Origin of the sequence: Pseudomonas lundensis (genome assembly GCF_001042985.1) — a bacterium.
Taxonomy (GTDB): domain Bacteria; phylum Pseudomonadota; class Gammaproteobacteria; order Pseudomonadales; family Pseudomonadaceae; genus Aquipseudomonas; species Aquipseudomonas lundensis.
The window spans coordinates 1-17429 of the sequence record NZ_JYKY01000003.1; the positions used below are offsets into that span (position 1 = coordinate 1).

The following is a 17429-nucleotide window of genomic DNA, read 5'->3' on the forward strand; positions in this document are numbered from 1 at the left end:
GCGATATCAGCCATTTTTTGATGCATCGCTACAATTGGATTAGGCCTCATCAATTCAACGATGGGTTGGCTCCAGCGCGGGCCGAGGAAAAACTTAAAGTCGTGTCCGGGATAAGTTGACCACTACAGTCAAAAACGTTCATGCATGTGGCAAGGCCAGAACGCAGTGGCATCGCCTCGGGCGTGGGCTCGATAGTCTTGGTCGGGATCAGCTTCGGAGCCTCCTCTAACGTGTCTTGCTGCATTTCATGGAGAACCTTATTCAGCATTCGGCGCGCCATGGGGTTGAAGTCCATCTGATCCAGATAGGCCATGGTGGTGCTTAGGCTCTTATGCCCCAGGAGAACCTGGATCTCACGTGGAGAGACGCCGCGCTCGATCAGTTCGCTTACGAAGCTAGGTCGGAAACGTGACGGTGAGAGCTTGAGAGGATTACCATCTTCGTCAAGCAGCCCGTGATCCTGAGAGAACTTGTCCAGGGTCTTATTGAGCTGGTTGCCACCTGAGTTCTCAAAGGAATCTACAACCCCGTATTTCCTGGGAGAGCTTGAGCGGTAAATGAAGAGCTTGTTCTGGGCTTCGACAGGCGCACTCAAGCGAATCTCACGGGTCAGGTGCTTCACATCGTCAAAGATTTTCTTGACCACACGGCCTTGAGAGGTGGTCAGCCAAGAGATCTCCGCATGGAAGATATCTAGATGAAGCATCTTCGCGCCTTCAGAACGCTCTTTCCAATACAGCAAGCAAGGCCGATCCGTTAAGTCATGGCGCTCAATGAAATCATCCAGCTCCAGTCCCAGCAGCGAGTCAGCATTCATCCCGGTAACTTGGGCAAGCCGAGCGATGTACGGCGCAATGACTCGACCATCAACCTGATACTGCACGCCCCAGCTTTTATAAACCTCGAAGATCGAAATTGGCGAAGCCGAGATAATCGACATAAACGCCCGTTGATAAAGGTCGTTTTTATCTACGGATTCGAAGTTTAGGGGCTTGCAGTTGAGTTTGTTCTCAAAAATCCACCGTGCGTTATCCAGAGTGTTAAAGCCTCGGCGTACTCTTCCGTCAGCGTTCAGCGGATCTTCCCCTACCTGGCTTGGAACGTAAGCCTGGGCCAAGCGATTGGTTTCATCAATTTCTTGCTCAATGACCTGCGAAATACGGTTTCGGACAGCCTGGGGATAAGGCTTGTACTGGTCAGTTTCACGCTCAGCATCGAAGCCTGTAGCTGCGACGTAGCTGCTCAGCCCGAGACCCTCGATTTGGACTGCGCGCGCCATCATTTTCCGAGCAGAGCTCATCATCGAACTGCTGTGGCTGGTCGACAGCGAACGCTCCAAGATCTTTTCCTGGAGATATCCCCTGAACTTGGGGAGGGAATACGGGGTTACGAGCTCCCTAATGTCCTCCAAGCCTGTGTAGTTGGCATCCTTGAGATAGGCTCGGAAGTTTTTGAAAGCCTCAATGAAATTCGACTGCCCTGACGCACTACTGCTCTTCATTGATGAAGCACTGAAGAGGTGCAGCAGGTGCTGGAAGGGGCGCTCCGGTTCCGGGCTTACGAGGTCGGACAGGCGATGGATGCGGACTGAGCGCAAAGCGTTGAAGCCGTCTCGCAATGACTCAGTCTTTTCGACTACCGTCTTCGAGGCGATACGCTGCTCGACGGTTTGATAGTTAGGGTCAAGAACACCAAGCTTGCGAAGATCATCGAGAATCTCCTCAAACGTGATCCGCACCAGTTCGAAGCTCGCCCTGGCTGATTTGAAGCCAGCCAATTCAGGAATCTCGCTCATGAAGCCACGATCCCTGATGGTATTGGCAGCCACTGGAATCGCCAGCTTCTCCTCCATAGACATGCCTTCGTACCAGGCAAGCAGCCTACGGCGCCAATCGCAGGCGCCAGACGGATGGCCAGGTACGATAATTCCTTCGGCGCGCATCGCCTCGAAGATCGGCTCAAAGCTTGAGACGCGCTTTGAGATCGTACCTGGGTTCAGATTAGTCTGTTCGATGAGGTATTTAGGAGCCACCGCCAACTCGTCCCCCCTGCTCAGACATACCTTCAGCAACGACTCCCGATCATCAGTGGCGCGGGCCACAAATGACTCAATGACGGCGTCTGCCTGAGCGCTAGTCAACCGACTCATTTCATATCTCCCGCATCAATTTTCAGGCGCGTCTGCTGGGAAAGCTCAGCCATCTCGCCTGCTTTCGTCTTGGTTTCAGTTCCGGGGCGTACGAGCTTCTGGTAGAGGTCGTAGGGGATCTGGGTATAGGTTTCCGACGTGCTGAGGCGCGAGTGACCAAGCGTCTTCTGCACGCTCACTAGCCGGTCAAGGTAATCACTACCAATGTCTGGCGTTCTCAACAGGGCATAAGCATTCCCGTGCCTCAACTTGTGGGGAGAGATCATCCTGTCGATTTTCAGCAGGTTCAGCGCTCGCTCGGATGTGCGCTCCAAGAGCTTGGAGATCGAGCGAGGGGTGTACTCACCCCCTTCCGCATTCAGGAAAGCAGGGGTGTTCTCAGCCCCCTTGAATTGACGCTTAGTCATTTTGTACAGCGGCGAAGCATGGTACTTCTTGATGCGCAGCAGCGTGGCGCGGCTGACCAACGTCTGGCGGGGCTTAAATGAGTCCGCAGGGCCTTTGCTTCCATCAATATGCAGCGGGCAGTAGTCCGCGTTTACCGGTTCTGAAACACCAGGCGAGATGAACAACGTGTCCTGGAATCGAAGGGCATCATCAATGGCCTTGAGGGTCACTCGCGGGACTTCTGAGCGGCGCACGCCTGCGTCGTACATGAACTGGAGCAAGCAGCGCTCACGCTCACTCTGCGTAGCCAGGATGAGCTCTCTGAGATCATTCAGGGAACAAGCCACTACCAAGCTCTTGTTGGGACGGGGGGACAGGTAGCCGGCAGTGTAGGGGTTAGGCGCGGTACGAGGCGCGGGTGCGTCGTCCACTCCCCGGCATAGAGAATCATTGAAAAACGCCATCAAAGACGAATCCCGGTTGCGCACCGTCTTCTTGGAAAGCTCCTCGTCCTCGCGCAGGTGAGCGAAGTACTCCTCGATCACGTGGGTGCGGATTTCCAAGAACGCCGAGTCACGCTCGCAATCACGAAACTCACGGCGGTTCGTCAGGTACTCGCAGGTGTACCCAAGGTTGCGACCATAGGTGATGGCCGTCTGCTGGGATATATAGGCTTTCTGAAGCGCGTGGGATAGGTAACCCGAAATCAAAGGCATGAGGCGCTCATCATCATCAAAGACGGCTGTCCCTGTGACGTTCACGGCTTCCTGAATTGGGGATTCTTCGGATGAGTCGTCCCGCCTGGTTGGGGACTCTCTGAAATCTAGGGGGGCGCCCCTAACTGCGATGACCTTCACGGCTTCCTCTCTCTTCAAAGCGGCCCGTACTATACACAATGTGCATTTCGTATTGGGGCACAATAAATGAGCTTGGAAGGTAAAGCCTTACTACGCAGCCATTGCGTAATGTGCGGTTTCGTCGAGGGGGTATAATAGGCCCAGGTCGTTGGAGCGAATGTAGAGGGTCAGGGAGATTTCCCGGGTCTCGACGTTCGGGTGGAACTGGTACAACAAGTGGCACGGCGGCAAAGCCATTTCGTCGAGTTGGGCGCAGTTCCAGCCATGGAACAGGATACGGCGGCTGCCGGGGTCGTTGATGATCGTGTCGACGCACTGGCGCACCTGATCGATGGCCTTGTAGAGCACCACGTACGGTTGGCCGTCTTCTTCACCTTCGGCGATCTGACGGTAGCCCTGGCTCAGGCAAAGTTCGATGGCCGCCCGATTGCTGCGGGCAACCTGCTTGTACGCGGGCCATTTGCGCCATTGCACGCCATAGATTTCGCCCAGGTCGTCTTCACCCTGACGGAACGGGTTGGCCAGCCACTGGGCGTTTTCATTGGCGTTCTGGTCCCAGACTTTGCAGCCCAGGGCGCGGAAGTCAGCCGCGCTGTTGACCGGACGCAAGAAACCGCACATCTCGCCGATGGCCGATTTGAACGCCATGCGTCGGGTGGTGATGGCCGGAAAGCCTTCCTTGAGGTCGTAGCGCAACATGGCGCCGGGCAGACTGATGGTCTTCACACCGGTACGGTTGGCTTGCAGGGTGCCGTTTTTAATGACGTCGGCAACGAGGTCGAGATATTGCTTCATGGTTTTCCTACCGTTTGAATGCAGGGCCGCGCAGCCCTGCGATTCGAATTTAGTGCGCTGCTTGGCGGGCCGCCGGATCGCGGTGGTACGCCAACCCGATCAAGAACAGGCCACCGAGAATCATCGGGATGCAGAGAATTTGACCCATCGTCACCCAGCCGAACGCCAGATAGCCTAGCTGAGCATCCGGCACGCGGACGAACTCGACGATGAAACGGAAAATCCCGTAGAACAGGGCGAACATGCCGGAAACGGCCATGGTCGGGCGCGGTTTGCGCGAGTACAGCCACAGGATCAGGAAGAGTGCCACACCTTCGAGGGCAAACTGGTAAAGCTGCGACGGGTGACGCGCCAGTTGCTGCGGATCGGTCGGGAAAATCATCGCCCAGGGCACGTCGCTCGCCTTGCCCCACAACTCGGCATTGATGAAGTTGCCGATACGCCCGGCACCCAGGCCAATCGGCACCACCGGCGCAATGAAGTCCATGATCTGGAAGAACGACTTGTTGTTGCGCTTGCCGAACCACCAGGTCGCCAGCATCACGCCGATCAGCCCGCCGTGGAACGCCATGCCGCCCTTCCACACTTCAAAGATCAGCAGCGGGTTGGCGATATAGGCGCTCAGGTCGTAAAACAACACATAGCCCAAACGCCCGCCGACGATCACGCCCATCGCCACCCAAAACACCAGGTCGGAGAGTTTCTCTTTGGTCCAGGTCGGGTCGAAGCGGTTCAGGCGGCGCGACAGGATCAGCCAGGCGGCGCCAATGCCGATCAGGTACATCAAGCCGTACCAATGGATTTTCAGCGGGCCGATGGCCAATGCCACCGGGTCAATCTGCGGGTAAGGCAGCATTGCGACTCCTTGTTAGATCAGGAAACTCAAACCGACACAGAACAACAGTGCGGCAAACAGCCGTTTCAGCAAGCGCGGCGATAGTGTGTGGGCCAAACGCGCACCAAAACGGGCGAAAAACATGCTGGTCAGGGCAATCCCGAGCAGCGCCGGCAAATACACAAACCCGAGACTATGCGCGGGCAGGTCGGGGTTGTGCCAGCCAATGATCATAAAACTTAATGCACCTACCAACGCAATCGGCAGCCCGCAAGCGGCCGACGTGGCCACGGCTTGCTGCATCGGCACACTGCGCCAGCTCAGGAACGGCACGGTCAAGGAGCCACCGCCCACCCCGAAAATCGCCGACGCCCAGCCAATCACAGTGCCCGCGAGGGTCAGACCGACTTTACCCGGCACCGTTCGGCTGGCTTTGGGTTTGAGTTCAAGCGCCATTTGCACGGCGATGACCAAGGCAAAAACGCCAATGATTTTCTGCAAATGAGGACCGGCAATCGCTTCGGCCGTCAGCGCACCGATGCCCGCGCCGATCAAAATGCCCAGCGCCATCCACACAAACAGTGGCCAGCGCACCGCGCCTTTGCGGTGGTGTTCGCGGATCGAATTGATCGAGGTAAAGATGATCGTGGCCAATGAGGTGCCCACGGCCAGATGGGTCAGCACCTCGGGATTGAAGCCCTGCAAGGTGAAACTGAACACCAGCACCGGGACGATGATGATGCCGCCCCCGACCCCGAACAAACCGGCCAATACCCCGGCAAAGCCTCCCAGCACCAGATAGAGCAGAAATTCCATGACGCCCCCCAAATTTGACCCGCATGGTAACGGAGCAAGGGCTTGGGCTCCACACATGGCGCGAGACGCCTGAGCAATCTATAAGTACAGGGGTTAAAAAAACATTAAGGACTGACCATGTGCCTGATTGTCTTCGCGTGGCGCCCCGGCCATGCACAGCCGCTGGTGGTGGCGGCCAACCGGGATGAATTTTATGCTCGCCCCGCCAGGCCCCTTGCGCAGTGGGTCGATGCGCCGCACGTGTATGCCGGGCGTGATCTGGAGGCAGGCGGCACGTGGCTGGGCGTTGGCGCGAACGGCCGCTTTGCGGCTTTGACCAATATTCGCGAACCGCACACACCGCCTACACGGCGTTCGCGGGGGGATCTGGTTGCGCGTTTTTTAAGCGGGAATCAATCGACTGAAGAGTATTTAAACGACGTTAGTCAACAATCAGTGAATTACGCCGGCTTCAATTTACTGGTGGGCACCCGCAACGAGCTGTGGCATTTCAATTCCAGGGACGTCGTCCCGATACGCCTGAATTCGGGGGTATATGGCCTGTCCAACGCCGGCCTGGACACACCGTGGCCAAAATTAGTGAAAGCCAGGGCCGCGCTCGGCGACGTGTTAAACGCACCCGACCCGCAAGCGTTGCTGGCCATTCTGAAAGATCGACAGACGGCCTCATTCAGTGACCTGCCCGATACCGGTGTGGGATTGGCCACGGAGCATTTGCTGTCGAGTGTCTTTATTGCCAGCACCACCTACGGCACCCGTGCCAGCACGGCATTGATTGTTAACGCTGACGGTTCAAGGGTGATGGTGGAACACAGCTTCGGGCCCAATGGCGGGCGCCTGGGGGAAGTCAGGCTGGAGCAGCCCTCACCCTGATCCGCTCCTGTGCGAGAGGGCCGGGTGAGGCGGTTGTTAATACGGCTTGATGGCCGCCGGGTTCATCATGCGGGTCAGGCCCATGTTTTTCAGGGCCAGTTGCACGGTGCTGCGAATCACCTGCGGGTTGTCGATGGTCATGACTTCGGCCAGCAGCTCCTTGGCACGGCTGAGTTCAACCTGACGCAGCATCCATTTCACTTTCGGCAAGTTGGTGGCGTTCATCGACAGGCTGTCGAAGCCCATGGCCATCAACAGGATCGCCGCCGCCGGATCGCCCGCCATTTCGCCGCAGATGCTGGCAGGCTTGCCTTCGGCGTGGGCATCGCGCACCACCGATTGCAAGGCTTGCAGCACCGCCGGATGCAGGTAGTCGTACAAGTCGGCAACGCGCGGGTTGTTACGGTCCACCGCCAGCAGGTATTGGGTAAGGTCGTTGGAACCGACAGACAGGAAGTCCACCTGCCTCGCCAGTTCCCGGGTCTGGTAAACCGCTGCGGGGATTTCGATCATCACACCGATGGGGGGCATCGGCACATCGGTGCCTTCATCGCGCACTTCACCCCAGGCACGGTGCAGTAAGTGCAGGGCTTCTTCGAGTTCGTGCGTGCCAGAGATCATCGGCAACAAAATACGCAGGTTGTTCAGGCCTTCGCTGGCCTTGAGCATGGCCCGGGCCTGAACCAGAAAGATTTCCGGGTGATCGAGGGTGACGCGGATCCCGCGCCAGCCGAGAAACGGGTTGTCTTCTTTGATCGGGAAGTACGACAGTGACTTGTCGCCGCCAATGTCCAGGCTGCGCATGGTCACCGGTTGCGGATGGAAGGCGGCGAGTTGCTCGCGATAAATCGCCAGCTGCTCCTTTTCGCTCGGAAAGCGCTGATTGATCATGAACGGCACTTCGGTGCGGTACAGACCTACGCCTTCTGCGCCGCGCTGTTGCGCCCGTGCCACATCGGCCAGCAAGCCGGTGTTGACCCACAGCGGCATGCGGTGCCCGTCCGGGGTGATGCACGGCAGTTCGCGCAGGGCATCGAGGCCCTGGGACAACTGACGCTCTTCTTCCACCACGTCGGCGTATTGCTTGCGCAGCACTTCACTGGGGTTGGTGTAGACCTCCCCGTGATAGCCGTCGACGATCATCTGAATGCCGTCGACCTTGGAATACGGCAGGTCCACCAGGCCCATGACGGTCGGGATGCCCATGGCCCGGGCCAGGATCGCCACGTGGGAGTTGCCCGAGCCCAGTACCGAGACCAGACCGGCCAGTTTGCCCTCGGGCACCTCGCCAAGCATGGTTGCCGTCAGCTCTTCACTGACCAGGATCGTGTGGTCGGGGTAGACCATGGTTTGTTTTCGATCATGCTGCAAATAGGCCAGCAGCCGCCGACCCAGGTCGCGCACATCCGACGCCCGCTCGCGCAGGTAATCGTCGTCCATCAGTTCGAAACGGTTGACGTGGTCCGTCACCACCTGACGCAACGCGCCCTGGGCCCACTGACCGGTCTTGATTACATTTTTGACTTCGCTGCCCAGTGACGCATCGTCGAGCATCATCAGGTAAACGTCGAACAACGCCTGTTCTTCGGGGCGCAGTTGCGTGGCGAGTTTCTTCGACACGGCACGCATGTCATTGCGCACGCCTTCGAGGGCAGTCTTGAACAGGGCGATTTCCGCCGGGATGTCGGTGATGGCCTTGTCGGGCACCACGTCGAGATCAGCCGGGGGCAGCATGACCACCGCCGTGCCGACCGCTGCGCCGGGGGAACCGGGCACGCCGACAAACTTGGCTTCCTGGATGCCCTTGCCCTGACGCCCCAGGCCGCGAATCGAGCCGGTGGCTTCAGCGTGGGCGATCACCCCGGCCAGTTGCGCGCTCATGGTGACCAAAAAGGCTTCTTCGCCTTCGTCGAACTGGCGACGTTCTTTTTGCTGGATCACCAGAACACCGACCACACGGCGGTGGTGGATAATCGGCGCGCCCAGGAAGGCGGCATAACGCTCTTCACCGGTCTCGGCAAAGTAGCGATAGCGCGGGTGATCGGCGGCGTTTTCGAGGTTCAGAGGTTCTTCACGGGTGCCCACCAGGCCGACCAGGCCTTCGTTGGGCGCCATGCTGACCTTGCCGATCGAGCGCTTGTTCAAGCCCTCGGTGGCCATCAACACAAAACGGTTGGTCTCTGGATCAAGCAAATAGACCGAGCAGACCTGACTGCCCATGGCCTCTTTGACGCGCAACACAATAATCCCCAACGCCGCCTTGAGATCCTTGGCGGAGTTAACTTCCTGGACGATCTTGCGCAGCGTATTGAGCATGGCTCGGGGTCGAACTCCGTGTCAGGCGCGCGTTAAAAGGCGCGGGGCAAGCTCTTTGAGAGCGCGACGGTAGACCTCGCGCTTGAATGTCACCACCTGGCCCAACGGATACCAATAGCTGACCCAGCGCCAGCCATCGAATTCCGGTTTACCGGTCAAATCCATCCGCACCCGCTGCTCGTTAGAGATCAGGCGCAGCAAAAACCACTTCTGCTTCTGGCCGATGCACAGCGGCTGGCTGTGGGTACGGACCAAACGTTGCGGCAAACGATAGCGCAACCAGCCTCGCGTGCAGGCGAGTATTTCTACATCTTCGCGTTCAAGGCCAACTTCTTCGTTCAGCTCACGGTACAAGGCGTCCTCTGGCGTCTCATCAGGGTTGATACCGCCCTGTGGAAACTGCCACGCGTCTTGATTGATTCGGCGAGCCCAAAGTACCTGACCAGCATCATTTGTCAGAATAATCCCGACATTAGGACGGAAACCATCGGGGTCGATCACGGCAACAACCTCGCAAACGCATGTCGCCGCATTGTTCCACAAAGGTTGTGAACGCAGCAACGCGCCACCCTGTCTTATGTGCACTCTTCTTAAAAGACCGTATTCTTGTGGGCTTTCAACCGACAGCTCAGCGGGTAATTGCAATGCGTCTGGCTTTATTCGACTTGGACAACACCCTTTTAGGCGGCGACAGCGACCACGCATGGGGCGACTACCTGTGCAAACGCGGCATTCTCGACGGTGAGGCCTACAAAGCGCGCAACGACGCGTTTTATCAGGATTACCTGGCAGGCACACTCGATAACGCGGCCTACCTGAATTTCAGCATGGAAATCTTCGGCCGCCAGGACATGGCGCAACTGGATCAATGGCACCGTGAATTCATGCGCGACTGCATCGAGCCGTTGATGCTGCCCAAGGCCCAGGCGCTGCTGGCCCAACACCGCGAAGCTGGCGATACGCTGGTCATCATTACCGCCACCAATCGCGTGGTCACCGCGCCGATTGCCAGGCACCTGGGCGTGGAACATTTGATCGCCACCGAGTGCGAGATCGTCGATGGCCGCTACACCGGCCGCAGCGCTGACGTTCCGTGCTTTCGAGAAGGCAAGGTCACGCGCCTGACACGCTGGATGGCAGAAAACGGCCACACCCTCGAAGACAGCTACTTTTACAGTGATTCGATGAACGACCTGCCGTTGCTGGAGTGTGTCACCCATCCAGTAGCCGTCGACCCGGACCCCAACCTGCGGGCCGAAGCCATCAAACGTGGCTGGAAGGTCATGTCGCTGCGCGACTGAATGCAAAAGCCCCTCTTTGCAGAGGGGCTCGTCGGGTTCAGCACATGGCTTAAACCGGCTTGGCGCCCATCAAACCGGCGATGGCGACAAAGCAAACGGCACAAAAAATCGCCAACACCCGCGTGAAACGAGGGTGTTTGGCCACGCGCCCCAACCGCAGGCGATTGAGCCTGACCACCAGCCACACCCAGCTCAGCGCGCCCAACAAGTACAAGCAACTACCAGCCAGCAACCACAGTTGACTCAACGGCCAACCCGCCAGATGCACCAGCCACCACCCGCTGACGGGCAAGGCCAGCAGGCACAGCCCCATCAAAGCCCAGACAAAGCCCCACGGGCGTCGCAACGCGCCACCCGACACGTCTTTATCCCCGGCCCGGTTACGGCGAATAACCACCACCAGCAACGCAATGGCGCAGACGAACAGCAGCAGTGTCGACACCCCATGCAACAGCTTCAACGCGGTGAAGGTTTCCATGTCATTGCTTCCTTGAACGGTTCATTGAGCTTAGCGCCTATCAGCCAAGAAACAGCTGATAGGCCGGGTTATCACTTTCATCCCAGTACGGGTAGCCAATGTCCGCCAGCGCGGCAGGCACCAGATGACGCTCGTCCGCAGGCACTTGCAACCCGGCCATCACACGACCATCTGCGGCGCCATGGTTGCGGTAATGGAACATCGAGATATTCCAGCGCCCACCCAGTTTGTTGAGGAAGTTGAACAAGGCACCGGGGCGTTCCGGGAATTCGAAGCGGAACAACTGCTCATCACTGACTTTGTCGGCGTGCCCGCCCACCATGTGGCGGATGTGCAACTTGGCCAGTTCGTTGTCGGTCAGGTCCACCACCGGGAAGCCTTGCTCGCGCAAGCTCGCCAGTAAGGCGCTGCGCGGATCGTTGACCGGGTGCGTCTGCACGCCGACAAAAATGTGCGCTTCACGGCCGGTGTGGTAGCGGTAGTTGAATTCGGTGATCTGACGCTTGCCGATCGCCTGGCAGAACGCCTTGAAACTGCCGACCTCTTCAGGAATGGTCACCGCGATGATGGCTTCACGGCCTTCACCCAACTCCGCGCGTTCGGCCACATGGCGCAAGCGGTCGAAGTTGACGTTGGCGCCCGAGTCGATCGCAACCAGCGTCTGGCCCTTCACGCCACGCTGCTCGACGTATTTCTTGATCCCGGCCACACCCAGTGCACCGGCAGGTTCGGTGATCGAGCGGGTATCGTCGAAGATATCCTTGATGGCGGCACAGATCTCGTCTGTGCTGACCGTGATGACTTCATCCACGTAGTCTTTGCAGATATCAAAGGTGTGCTGGCCAATCTGGCCGACGGCCACGCCATCGGCAAAGATGCCCACGGTCGGCAACACCACGCGCTCGCCCGCGGCCATGGCGGCTTGCAGGCAGTTGGAATCGTCCGGCTCCACGCCAATGACCTTGATGTCCGGCCGCAAGTACTTCACGTACGCGGCGATCCCTGCAATCAGCCCGCCGCCGCCCACCGGCACGAAAATCGCGTCCAGCGGCGCCGGGTGCTGGCGCAGAATTTCCATCGCCACGGTGCCCTGCCCGGCGATGGTGTGCGGGTCATCGTAGGGATGCACGTAGACGTAGCCTTTTTGCTCCACCAATTGCAGTGAGTACGCCAGCGCCTCGGGGAACGAATCGCCGTGCAACACCACGATGCCACCACGGGAACGCACGCCTTCGATTTTGATCTCGGGCGTGGTTTTGGGCATCACGATGGTGGCCTTGACCCCCAGCTTTTTGGCGGCCAGCGCCAGGCCCTGAGCGTGATTGCCCGCAGAAGCCGTGACCACGCCACACGCGCGCTCGGCGTCGCTCAGGTGCATCAACTTGTTGTAAGCGCCACGAATCTTGAACGAGTACACCGGTTGCAGATCTTCGCGTTTAAGCCAAATCTGATTGCCCAACCGCTCGGTCAGCTGGTTGGCGGCTTGCAAGGGCGTTTCAACGGCCACGTCATAAACGCGCGAGTTGAGGATCTTCTTAACGTACTGTTCGAGCATCGGAAAGCGTCACTGTGCGAGTTAGCAGGGACCCAGGAGTCTACCCCAGCGTTTACGCGGCCGACCACACGAAATGGGAGGTTTATACCGCCTCCTTATCCCGACCCTCTGCTAAAGGAACAGGGCACAGGGTCGCACCCGTTGTCAGACCACGCCCACAGCTCAACGCTTGTCCGTATAATGCCGGCCTTCTGTTCCCCTTCCCGCCCCGGAGCCCGCATGACCCAGGATCAACTCAAACAGGCCGTCGCCCAAGCGGCTGTCGATTTCATCCTCCCAAAACTGGATGACAAGAGCATCGTGGGGGTCGGCACCGGCTCCACGGCCAACTGCTTCATCGACGCACTGGCCCAACACAAAGGCGCGTTCGACGGCGCCGTCGCCAGCTCCGAAGCCACCGCCGCACGCCTCAAGGGCCACGGAATTCCGGTGTATGAACTCAACACCGTCAGCGACCTGGAGTTCTACGTGGACGGCGCCGACGAGAGCGACGAGCACCTGAACTTGATCAAGGGCGGTGGCGCAGCCCTGACCCGCGAGAAGATCGTGGCCGCCGTTGCCAAGACTTTCATCTGCATCGCCGACGCCAGCAAGCTGGTGCCAGTGCTGGGTGCGTTCCCGCTGCCAGTCGAAGTGATCCCGATGGCCCGTAGCCACGTGGCCCGCGAGTTGGTCAAACTGGGCGGCGACCCGGTTTACCGCGAAGGTGTCATCACCGACAACGGCAATATCATCCTTGACGTGTTCAACATGCAGATCACCAACCCGGTGGAACTGGAGCGTCAAATCAACGCCATCGTCGGCGTGGTGACGAACGGTTTGTTCGCGGCACGGCCTGCGGATTTGCTGTTGCTGGGCACACCAGAAGGCGTAAAAACCCTGTCGAAATAAAACCTCAGGCATGAAAAAGCCGACGCATGCGTCGGCTTTTTTGTACGCGTTGACTTATCCGCGCTTGTAAACGATTTCCTTGGTGTCACCGCCGCAGGTGCCGACCACTTTGCCATCTGCCGAAGCGCCCTTGTCCACGATCTCCAGCGAGTAGTGTGCAACACCCTTGGCGTCTAGTTTGGCGGCAATTTCGCTTTTCAGCTCACCGCAGTCTTTTGCGGCAAAGGCTGTGCTCGCCAGTGTCATCAAACCGACAGCCACTAAAATCTTCTTCATCCGTCACATCCCCTGTTCAAAACAAAAAGGGTGCGCCGCGCTTGTGCAGCGTCGCACCCAGACGGTGTAGCGGAGTTTATGGCAAACGGCCAGCTCACAAGTTCAAAAGGATTGCGCGACTCAGCTGCTGGCGATGCGGAATCCGACCTTGAGGGTCACCTGGTAGTGCGCCACTTTGCCGTCCTTGATGTGCCCGCGAGTCTCCAGCACTTCGAACCACTCCATGTGCTTGATGCTTTTGTTGGCCTCGGCCAGTGCATTACTGATGGCGTCTTCTATGCTGCTCGGGGACGAGCCTACCAGTTCGATTTTCTTGTAGGTGTGATGGTCAGACATAACGTTCTCCATTTGTCGTAAGTCAAAGCCTAGCAGCGAATGTGCTGAATACTTGGGAAGCGATGCGAAAGGAAAAGTTCAGGTTTACTGCACTTTCTGAAAACACCGGAGTCGGACTTAACACACACAGTCACTCATCAATGCAGGAGAGCCCTAATGGCTAGCAATTCTTTACGTAAAGCCTCATTGCAAAGCATGGAAGCTGAGATCGAGAGCCTGCTTAAGTCTCTGGAAAGCCTCAAAGACGACGCCTCGGAAGAGTCCAAGAAGACCCTTAAGGCACTTAAAGGCAATGCTGAGAACGCCCTCAAGCATTCCCGTCACCTGCTCAGCGAAACCTTCGAAGAAGTGAAGGACAAAACCCGCGAGACGGCCATTGCCACCCGCGAATACGCCCAAGAGCACCCCTACGCCACAGCGGGCGTTGCCATCGGCGCACTGGGCCTGCTGGCCGCTTACCTGATGTGCAAGCGCGGCAACTAAACCGCGTTACGCGCGAGCTCAGCCTTGAGCCATTGCGCCAGTTGCCGGGCGCGCCCATCTGCGGCGCGCTTGGGCAGCCATAACGCCAGTTGCGCCGGGGTTTGCACAAACCCCCACGGCGCAACCAGGCGCCCTGCCTTGAGGTCCTCGGTGACCAGCGGCTGCGGGGCAATCGCAACGCCCAACCCGGCGACTGCGGCCTCCAGCAAGTAGTACAAGTGCTCAAACCCCTGCCCATATTTCAATGCCGTTGCATCGAGCGCATGCTGCTGCGCCCAACTGGGCCATGCCTGCGGCCTGGACGTGGTGTGCAGTAACGCCTCATCGAGCAAGGCGCTGGCCGGTGCATTGCGCAACTGTTCATAACGGGCGAAGCGCGGGCTGAGCACAGGCCCGATCCGCTCGCTGCCCAACTCATACACCTGCATGTCGGCGGGCCACGGCGGCTCAGCGAACACCAGCAAGGCGTCGAGCCCCGGTTTGCGGGGGTCCAGATCGCCTTCACCGGCAGACAGGTGCAAACGAAAATCCGGCAAATCGGCGTTCAACCGCCCCAGCCGGGGGATGAACCAGCGCGCCAGCAAACTGCCCGAACACCCCAGCACAAACGGCGCATCAATGTGGCTTTGCGTGAGTTCGTTGCACACGTTGCGTACCCGATCAAAGGCTTCGCTGCTGGCATCTCGCAGGCGCACCCCGGCGTCGGTCAGCCTCAGGCCACGGCCTTCCTTGACGAACAGGCTCACACCCAAGTGCTCTTCGAGGACTTTGATTTGCCGACTGACGGCGCCGTGGGTGACGTTCAACTGTTCAGCCGCCTGACTGACGCTGTTCAGGCGGGCAGTGGCTTCGAAGGCACGCAGGGCATTTAAGGGTGGGAGGTCGCGGCTCATGGTATCTGTGAGTTTTCCTGACAGGTTGCGGCGATCTTATCGGTTTTCATCGCGGTCTGTCGCGCGTAGAGTCAGGCCCATCGACCTTCGTACCTTTTCAGCTGGAGCGTCCCATGACTCAATCCAATTTGCGTACCGGCCCCGACGCCAATGGCCTGTTCGGTTCATTCGGCGGCCGTTACGTGGCAGAAACCCTGATGCCCTTGATCCTTGAGCTGGATCGCGAATACGAGCTGGCCAAGCACGACCCCGAATTCATCAAAGAACTGGCGTACTTTCAGCGCGACTACGTGGGCCGTCCCAGCCCGCTGTACTACGCCGAACGCCTGACCGAGTTCTGCGGCGGCGCAAAAATCTACCTCAAGCGTGAAGAGCTGAACCACACCGGCGCGCACAAAATCAACAACTGCATCGGCCAGATCCTGCTGGCACGGCGCATGGGCAAAAAACGCATCATTGCCGAAACCGGCGCTGGGATGCACGGCGTGGCCACCGCCACCGTGGCAGCGCGGTTCGGCCTGCAATGCGTGATCTACATGGGCACGACCGACATCGAACGTCAGCAAGCCAACGTGTTCCGCATGAAGCTGCTGGGCGCCGAAGTGATCCCGGTCGTGGCCGGCACCGGCACGCTCAAGGACGCCATGAATGAAGCCCTGCGTGACTGGGTGACCCATGTCGACAGCACTTTCTACCTGATCGGCACCGTGGCAGGCCCGCACCCGTACCCGGCGATGGTGCGTGACTTCCAGGCTGTGATCGGCAAGGAAACCCGCGACCAGATGCAGGCACAGGAAGGCCGCCTGCCCGACAGCCTGGTGGCGTGCATCGGTGGCGGCTCCAACGCCATGGGCCTGTTCCACCCGTTCCTGGATGACACCAGCGTTCAGATCATCGGCGTCGAAGCGGCCGGGTACGGCATCGAAACCGGCAAGCACGCCGCCAGCCTCAATGGCGGAGAGCCAGGGGTCTTGCACGGCAACCGCACGTTCCTGTTGCAGGACAACGACGGTCAGATCATCGACGCTCACTCCATTTCCGCCGGTCTCGATTACCCCGGCATCGGCCCGGAACACGCGTGGTTACATGACATCGGTCGTGTCGAATACACCTCGGTCACTGACGATGAAGCCCTCGACGCGTTCCATAAATGCTGCCGCCTGGAAGGCATCATCCCCGCGCTGGAAAGCGCCCACGCACTGGCTGAAGTATTCAAGCGCGCACCGACCCTGCCAGCCGACCACTTGATGGTGGTCAACTTGTCCGGTCGCGGCGACAAAGACATGCAAACCGTGATGCACCACATGGAACAGTCCCAGCAGGAGAAACACTGATGAGCCGCCTGCAAACCCGCTTTGCCGAACTCAAGGAACAGAATCGCGCCGCACTGGTGACCTTTGTCACGGCGGGCGATCCGGATTACGCCACGTCCCTGGCCATTCTTAAAGGCCTGCCTGCTGCGGGGGCGGACGTGATCGAGCTGGGCATGCCGTTCACCGACCCGATGGCCGATGGTCCCGCCATTCAACTGGCCAACATTCGTGCACTCAGCGGCCATCAGAATCTGGCCAAAACCCTGCAAATGGTGCGCGAGTTCCGCGAAGGGAACAGCGATACCCCGCTGGTGCTGATGGGCTACTTCAACCCGATTCACCATTACGGCGTGGCCACATTCATTGCCGAAGCGAAGGCATCCGGCGTTGACGGCATGATCGTGGTGGACATGCCGCCCGAGCACAACAGCGAGCTGTGCGACCCCGCACAAGCAGCGGGCCTGGATTTTATCCGCCTGACCACACCCACCACCGACGACGCACGACTGCCCAAAGTACTGACCGGCAGTTCGGGTTTTGTGTATTACGTGTCGGTCGCGGGTGTGACCGGGGCAGGTTCTGCGACCACCGATCAGGTCAGTGAAGCCATTGAGCGTCTGCGTCGGCACACCGACTTGCCGATCAGTGTCGGGTTTGGCATTCGCACCCCGGAACAGGCGGCCGCCATTGCCCGCTTGGCCGACGGCGTGGTGGTCGGCTCGGCGCTGATCGACAAGATCGAAAATGCCGCAACCCCGGAACAGGCTGTGGATGGCGTGCTGAGCCTGTGTGCCGCCTTGGCTGAGGGTGTTCGCAAAGCCCGGGGCTGACCGTGAAAAACCTGCTGGCACGCACGCCAGCAGGTTGTCGGGACT

Annotated in this window: 16 protein-coding genes and 2 pseudogenes; 6 read left to right on the forward strand and 12 right to left on the reverse strand. The window is 59.0% G+C overall.

What is annotated here, in order from left to right:
- Positions 1-307 precede the first annotated feature (307 nt).
- The 5 genes and pseudogenes from TU74_RS24980 to TU74_RS03000 form a co-directional block, all read right to left on the reverse strand.
- Positions 308-2149: pseudogene (locus tag TU74_RS24980) on the reverse strand (site-specific integrase); the annotation flags it as partial.
- Positions 2146-3252 carry a tyrosine-type recombinase/integrase gene (locus tag TU74_RS02985; protein WP_169775904.1) on the reverse strand — a complete coding sequence of 369 codons (1107 nt, stop codon included), beginning with the start codon at positions 3250-3252 and terminating at the stop codon, positions 2146-2148. The pseudogene TU74_RS24980 and the gene TU74_RS02985, both read right to left, overlap by 4 nt.
- A gap of 240 nt (positions 3253-3492) precedes the next feature.
- Positions 3493-4188 (reverse strand): annotated as a pseudogene (locus TU74_RS02990) (thymidylate synthase); the annotation flags it as partial.
- 49 nt (positions 4189-4237) lie between these two features.
- On the reverse strand, positions 4238-5044 hold the full coding sequence (gene lgt, locus TU74_RS02995) for a prolipoprotein diacylglyceryl transferase (protein WP_048375048.1): 807 nt from the start codon (positions 5042-5044) through the stop codon (positions 4238-4240).
- Between the two features lie 12 nt (positions 5045-5056).
- Positions 5057-5839, reverse strand: a complete 783-nt coding sequence (locus TU74_RS03000) for a sulfite exporter TauE/SafE family protein (protein WP_047279198.1) — start codon at positions 5837-5839, stop codon at positions 5057-5059.
- 117 nt (positions 5840-5956) lie between these two features.
- Here TU74_RS03000 and TU74_RS03005 point away from each other — a divergent pair, with 117 nt between their 5' ends.
- Complete coding sequence (locus tag TU74_RS03005; protein WP_048375049.1) at positions 5957-6712, forward strand: NRDE family protein; 756 nt, start codon at positions 5957-5959, stop codon at positions 6710-6712.
- Between the two features lie 36 nt (positions 6713-6748).
- Here the strand turns inward: TU74_RS03005 and ptsP are convergent, their stop codons facing one another.
- Both ptsP and TU74_RS03015 read right to left on the reverse strand, forming a co-directional pair.
- Positions 6749-9028 (reverse strand): phosphoenolpyruvate--protein phosphotransferase, encoded by a 2280-nt coding sequence (gene ptsP / locus TU74_RS03010; protein WP_048375051.1) that lies wholly within the window; start codon positions 9026-9028, stop codon positions 6749-6751.
- Positions 9029-9049: 21 nt separating this feature from the next.
- Complete coding sequence (locus TU74_RS03015) at positions 9050-9529, reverse strand: RNA pyrophosphohydrolase (protein WP_047278492.1); 480 nt, start codon at positions 9527-9529, stop codon at positions 9050-9052.
- Positions 9530-9672: 143 nt separating this feature from the next.
- Between TU74_RS03015 and TU74_RS03020 the strand changes: the two genes are divergently transcribed.
- Positions 9673-10329 (forward strand): histidinol-phosphatase, encoded by a 657-nt coding sequence (locus tag TU74_RS03020; RefSeq protein WP_048375053.1) that lies wholly within the window; start codon positions 9673-9675, stop codon positions 10327-10329.
- 49 nt (positions 10330-10378) lie between these two features.
- Here the strand turns inward: TU74_RS03020 and TU74_RS03025 are convergent, their stop codons facing one another.
- Together TU74_RS03025 and ilvA are read right to left on the reverse strand one after the other, a co-directional pair.
- A complete protein-coding gene (locus TU74_RS03025) occupies positions 10379-10807 on the reverse strand; it encodes a DUF2269 family protein (RefSeq protein WP_047296181.1) in 429 nt (142 codons plus the stop codon).
- Positions 10808-10847: 40 nt separating this feature from the next.
- Complete coding sequence (gene ilvA / locus TU74_RS03030) at positions 10848-12362, reverse strand: threonine ammonia-lyase, biosynthetic (protein WP_047278497.1); 1515 nt, start codon at positions 12360-12362, stop codon at positions 10848-10850.
- Between the two features lie 219 nt (positions 12363-12581).
- Here ilvA and rpiA point away from each other — a divergent pair, with 219 nt between their 5' ends.
- On the forward strand, positions 12582-13253 hold the full coding sequence (rpiA, locus tag TU74_RS03035; RefSeq protein WP_047278499.1) for a ribose-5-phosphate isomerase RpiA: 672 nt from the start codon (positions 12582-12584) through the stop codon (positions 13251-13253).
- A gap of 54 nt (positions 13254-13307) precedes the next feature.
- On the opposite strand, the gene TU74_RS03040 is transcribed toward rpiA, so the two are convergent.
- Positions 13308-13529: a DUF1161 domain-containing protein gene (locus TU74_RS03040; RefSeq protein ID WP_047296183.1), complete on the reverse strand. Its 222-nt coding sequence runs from the start codon at positions 13527-13529 to the stop codon at positions 13308-13310.
- A gap of 120 nt (positions 13530-13649) precedes the next feature.
- Positions 13650-13865 carry a dodecin gene (locus tag TU74_RS03045; RefSeq protein ID WP_047278502.1) on the reverse strand — a complete coding sequence of 72 codons (216 nt, stop codon included), beginning with the start codon at positions 13863-13865 and terminating at the stop codon, positions 13650-13652.
- Between the two features lie 156 nt (positions 13866-14021).
- On the opposite strand from TU74_RS03045, the gene TU74_RS03050 reads away from it, so the two are divergent.
- On the forward strand, positions 14022-14348 hold the full coding sequence (locus TU74_RS03050) for an ElaB/YgaM/YqjD family protein (protein ID WP_047278504.1): 327 nt from the start codon (positions 14022-14024) through the stop codon (positions 14346-14348).
- Here the strand turns inward: TU74_RS03050 and TU74_RS03055 are convergent.
- Complete coding sequence (locus TU74_RS03055; RefSeq protein ID WP_048375056.1) at positions 14345-15241, reverse strand: LysR family transcriptional regulator; 897 nt, start codon at positions 15239-15241, stop codon at positions 14345-14347. The genes TU74_RS03050 and TU74_RS03055 overlap by 4 nt on opposite strands.
- 113 nt (positions 15242-15354) lie before the next feature.
- On the opposite strand from TU74_RS03055, the gene trpB reads away from it, so the two are divergent.
- Positions 15355-16575: a tryptophan synthase subunit beta gene (trpB, locus tag TU74_RS03060; RefSeq protein WP_047279504.1), complete on the forward strand. Its 1221-nt coding sequence runs from the start codon at positions 15355-15357 to the stop codon at positions 16573-16575.
- Positions 16575-17384 carry a tryptophan synthase subunit alpha gene (gene trpA, locus TU74_RS03065; RefSeq protein ID WP_047296187.1) on the forward strand — a complete coding sequence of 270 codons (810 nt, stop codon included), beginning with the start codon at positions 16575-16577 and terminating at the stop codon, positions 17382-17384. The genes trpB and trpA overlap by 1 nt, the downstream gene beginning before the upstream one ends.
- Positions 17385-17429 lie beyond the last annotated feature (45 nt).